Raw genomic sequence first — 456 nt, 5'->3', positions numbered from 1 at the left:
GAGCAGACACGAATTGAACGTACGCACGGTGGACGGCAGACGCTACTTTATATTGCGGAGCACGCCCACGAGCTAACTGACCATCTGCAGCGCGCCGACATCGTGAAGATCGCCGCCAATAACGGAGGCTCGCAGGCGCTGCAGGCGGTCCTCAACCATCGTCAGGCTCTCATCGACGCCGGGTTCAGCAACGACGACATCTTGAACATCGCCGCGCATGATGGCGGCTCGCAGGCGCTGCAGGCAGTCCTCAACCATCGTCAGGCTCTCATCGACGCCGGGTTCAGCAACACCGACATCGTGAAGATCGCCGCGCATGATGGCGGCTCGCAGGCGCTGCAGGCGGTCCTCACCCATCGTCAGGCTCTCATCGCCGCCGGGTTCAGCAACGCCGACATCGTGAAGATTGCCGCGCATGGTGGAGGCGCGCGTCGCCTCACGTTGGCCGTTGGCGAA

At 63.2% G+C, this 456-nt stretch carries 1 pseudogene; it reads left to right on the top strand.

The annotated features are described in order from the left end of the window. Positions 1-456 (top strand): annotated as a pseudogene (locus tag DID99_RS36915) (TAL effector repeat-containing protein); the annotation flags it as partial.

Origin of the sequence: Burkholderia sp. Bp8986 (assembly GCF_003854225.1) — a bacterium.
Taxonomy (GTDB): Bacteria; Pseudomonadota; Gammaproteobacteria; order Burkholderiales; family Burkholderiaceae; genus Burkholderia.
The sequence above is the reverse complement of the archived record's forward strand: the minus strand, read 5'-3'. Positions and strand labels throughout refer to the sequence as shown.